Source organism: Clostridium lentum (assembly GCF_014287815.1).
In the GTDB taxonomy this organism is placed as follows: Bacteria; Bacillota; Clostridia; order Clostridiales; family Clostridiaceae; genus Clostridium; species Clostridium lentum.
This window is the reverse complement of record NZ_JACOOQ010000036.1, coordinates 1-3,969: the sequence shown is the minus strand read 5'-3', so window position 1 is coordinate 3,969 and position 3,969 is coordinate 1. Positions and strand designations below refer to the sequence as shown.

The 3,969-nt window shown below is 27.1% G+C and carries 3 protein-coding genes; all 3 read left to right on the top strand.

Translation table 11 applies throughout. The features are described 5' to 3' along the window. Positions 1-222: 222 nt before the first annotated feature. The 3 genes from H8R92_RS12825 to H8R92_RS12815 all read left to right on the top strand — a co-directional run bounded on the left by H8R92_RS12825 (position 223) and on the right by H8R92_RS12815 (position 3,756). Positions 223-1,185 (top strand): MraY family glycosyltransferase, encoded by a 963-nt coding sequence (locus tag H8R92_RS12825; protein ID WP_186835660.1) that lies wholly within the window; start codon positions 223-225, stop codon positions 1,183-1,185. Between the two features lie 175 nt (positions 1,186-1,360). Beyond that, positions 1,361-2,509 (top strand): flagellin lysine-N-methylase, encoded by a 1,149-nt coding sequence (gene fliB, locus H8R92_RS12820; protein WP_186835661.1) that lies wholly within the window; start codon positions 1,361-1,363, stop codon positions 2,507-2,509. A 344-nt stretch (positions 2,510-2,853) separates the two neighbouring features. Then, positions 2,854-3,756, top strand: coding sequence for an aminoglycoside phosphotransferase family protein (locus H8R92_RS12815; RefSeq protein ID WP_186835659.1), 903 nt, complete (start codon positions 2,854-2,856; stop codon positions 3,754-3,756). The last annotated feature ends 213 nt before the right edge of the window (positions 3,757-3,969 follow it).

Below are 3,969 nucleotides of genomic sequence, written 5' to 3'. Positions count from 1 at the left end.
ATACGGAATAAAGTATTAATTAATAGGAAAAATATAGCATAGAACCGATGTTAGTTCTATGCCTTTTAGAATACTTAAAATTAAATTCCCGAAGGGAGCGTGGCGAAAGCCACTTTTTTTATAAATAATGCCAGTAGCAATCTAAATTATGTTGACTTACATATACATTGAATGTAAAATTACTTTGATAATAAAATAGCGAAAGAAATAGGTGAAATTTTTATGATTAATTTAATTGCAGGATGTACAGATAATAAATTTGTACAGGTAATAGGTATATTGTGTGCCTTTTTTGGAACTTTCCTAGCGTTAAAATATCTAAGTAGCATGCTTCCTAAAGATGCAGGAAGAGAATTTGCACATGATGGAAAGAAATCAGCTGGAAAACCAAGAGGGGCAGGACTTATATTTATCTTGGCTTTTGGTATAGTAGCTATGCTATTTGGAAAGCTTAATTGGGAAATTTTGATATACCTTGTGCTTACCATAGCTTCTATGTTAACTGGATATTTGGACGATGCATCAAAAAATCCTTGGGGAGAGTTTAAAAAAGGAGCATTAGATTTATTAATTGCATGTTTAGTTGCTGGAACTTACTTAGCATTTAATGGAAGTGAAATATTTATTAATATTTTAGGTGAAAGTATTGTTTTAAATCCAATAGTATTCTTTATATTAGCAGTTATACTTGTGTGGGTATCTATAAATGTAACCAATTGTACTGATGGTGTAGATGGATTATCAGGAACTTTATCAGTTATTACTTTATTCACTATTTATTTATTAGAAAGTGTTAAAGGAACAAATTCAGCTATTAATTACATTACATTGATTCTAATAGTTTGCGTACTTGCATATCTTTGGTTTAACGCTACACCTAGTAAGCTAATGATGGGTGATGCTGGTTCTCGTGCATTAGGTATATTTATTAGTATTGCAATACTTAAAACAGGAAGTCCTCTATTATATATTCCAGTGGCTTTAATGCTTATAATCGATGGAGGCTTAGGGCTAATTAAAATATCATTTAGAAGATTTTTAAAAATTGAAATATTAAATAATATAAGAACTCCAATACATGACCAGGTACGTAAGAGAAATGACTGGTCAAATACACAGGTAGTTTTTAGATTTGCAATAATACAAATAATAATCTCATTTTGCGTTATTTATTTGATAAAATAGTAATAAAAGCTTGGCGTATTTTAGCCAGGCTTTTATTTATAAATTCATTGTATATGATATTTTTTTATTTTCCAGATAAGACTTATATTGTTTATAAATATTTTAGAGGAAAAGCTTAAGAGAAGTGATATAATAGATAGTTGAAATGAGTTTAACAAAAGAGAGTGGAGTAAATATGATAGTTAATACTTTTATACCTAAATATATGGAGAAATTTAAATGTATAGGATCAAAATGTACTGATACATGTTGTGCTAGTTGGGATATTAATATAGATGAAAATAGTTTAGAAAGATATAAAAATAGTACTGGTGCCTTAAAAAGTCTAGTTGAAGGCAAATTTTTAACTGGTGATAAAAAAGATGATTTCTTTAATGCTGGATATATGATATTAAAAGATGGTAGCAGATGTCCATTTCTAAATGAAAATATGCTATGTGATATCCATGGAGCAGTAGGAGAAGAAAATCTATGTATTACCTGCAAAAGTTATCCAAGAGTTTTTAATATTGTGGATGGCATTTATGAAAAAAGTGCTCTTGCTTCGTGTGAAGAAATATGTCGTTTAGCTCTAATGAATAAAGAAAAGATGGAGTTTGTTGAAGCTGAGGAAGAACTTGATGAAGATAATATTGAAATTAGAAGGATAATTGATACAGAAGCCTTTGCAGGAACAGAGAGCATGATTCAATACTTCTGGGAAATGAGGATATCATCAATAAATATAATTCAATGCAGAGAATATTCTATAGAGGAAAGATTAAATATATTAAAAGGCTTTTATGGTGAAATAGAAAAGTTAAGATTGGAAGATGACTTTGAGAGTATTGAAGATATTTTTGATGAGTCTACCAATGGAACTTTAAACTATCAAAAGTATCTACAAGAAAGCATCAAAGCAGATAAGAAGTTTAGTTTTACTATTGGAGATGATAATTTAATTGCTATGATTAGAAGCCCTAGGTTGAAAAAATATGCAGAGGACTATAAAAACAATATATTATTAAATATTGAGGAAGAGGCATTTAGGGATTTATCTGAAAAAGTAGATGCAATATTAAAAGAAAATGATTATATAGTAGAAAACTATTTGGTAAATCAGATATTTAAAGATTTAATTCCTTTTAATAAGGGAGAAGATATGATGGCAAGTGTCAACGTACTAATTAATACATATAAGCTTATAAAGGAATATCTGAAGGGAAGAATATATAAGAGCAAAGAAAGGATTATGGCAGAAGATGTTGTTAGTGTCATACAGGCCATTAGCAAGGACTTAGAACATAATAAAGTTTTAAATAAAATAATAAATTATAAAGCTTAATATTAATCAGCATTGTTTTTTTATGCTGATTTTACTTAAATTAAAAGCAATAGTAATGTACAAGTAAAAAAATGCATAGAGTTATAAAGGAAGAAAAAATAATGGTGTTTAAGAGATTAAAAAGAACAAATATATTTAAAATCATTACTTCTCTTTATTTTTTCCTATAGTATTAACGATTATCCTAAAAGAAGAATAAAATATTAATAATAAGTTAGATATGTTTATTTAAAAGAAATAAGAATTATACTTAATGAAAGCTTTAAATAATAAAAGGAATTTTACAATTTCTTTATTTAAGTTAGTTGAAAATAAGGAGTGAATAAAGAAATTAAGGGTTTAAAATGGAAAGTTTAATAGACTTTAATATTTTGAAAAATTCACATTTATTTAGAAAAATGGAACCTTTAGAAAAAGGATGGTCAAATGATAGGAAATATATTATATACACAAGTGATAATAAAAAATTATTGCTGAGGATTTCAGAAATATCAAAATTTGATGAAAAATTAAAAGAAAGTGAAATTATCAGAACAATTTCAAGAGTATGCCAAAATACACCAAAGTTTATTGATTTAAAAATTAGTGGAAATAAGATATTGCAGCTATATACCTTTATAGAAGGAGAGGATGCATTAGAATCTATAGGTAGATACTCAAAGGAAGAACAGTTTAACCTTGGAATAGAGGCAGGAAAAACTTTAAAGAAGATACATGAAGCTGAGAAAATAACTGATGCTAAGAGAATTATAGAGATGCAAAAAGAAAGAATAATAGAAAGAACAAAGGCTTATGAAAATTCAAGATATTATAGCTATGAAGACCAAGGACTTATAAAATATATTAAAGAAAATATTGAAATTTTAAATTCAGCCAAAATAGCTCTATGTCATGGTGATTATCATTTAGGCAATATGATAATTAATAATAATAATATATACATTATTGATTTTAATAGATTTAATTATGAAGATATATATAAGGATTTTATCCCCATGTGTGCTTTTACCAGGGGAGAAAGTATTGAATTTGCAAAAGGCCAACTTAAAGGCTATTTTGAAGAGTATATCCCAGTAGATTTCTGGCAGAGATTAAAGCTTTATCTAGCATATTCAAGCCTATATTCAATTTTATGGGCTGAAAATTGTTCAAATGAAGAAGTTGAAACAATGATAAAGAGAAAGAAAATGGTTTATAATGATTTTACAAAATCATCTTTTGATTCTCCTTGTTGGGTGAATAATTAAGAATAGGCAGTTTAAAAAACTGCCTATATTTTTTAAAGTACAGGAAAGTATAAAATTTTCGATGACTGAAAGTTAGATGTTATCTAGCTTTCAACCTTTAAATATGTTAAATTTATTAATTATAAATTAGAGGTTTTTACATATGAAAAAAGGTAAAATAAAAATAATACTAGAAGATCACTGGCATGGGTTCTTAAAAATATATGAAAATAA

Excerpts from the sequence above, each read along its gene's own strand:
- H8R92_RS12825 (WP_186835660.1), top strand. The coding sequence starts at position 223 with ATGATTAATTTAATTGCAGGATGTACAGATAATAAATTTGTACAGGTA.
- H8R92_RS12815 (WP_186835659.1), top strand. The coding sequence starts at position 2,854 with ATGGAAAGTTTAATAGACTTTAATATTTTGAAAAATTCACATTTATTT.
- fliB (WP_186835661.1), top strand. The coding sequence starts at position 1,361 with ATGATAGTTAATACTTTTATACCTAAATATATGGAGAAATTTAAATGT.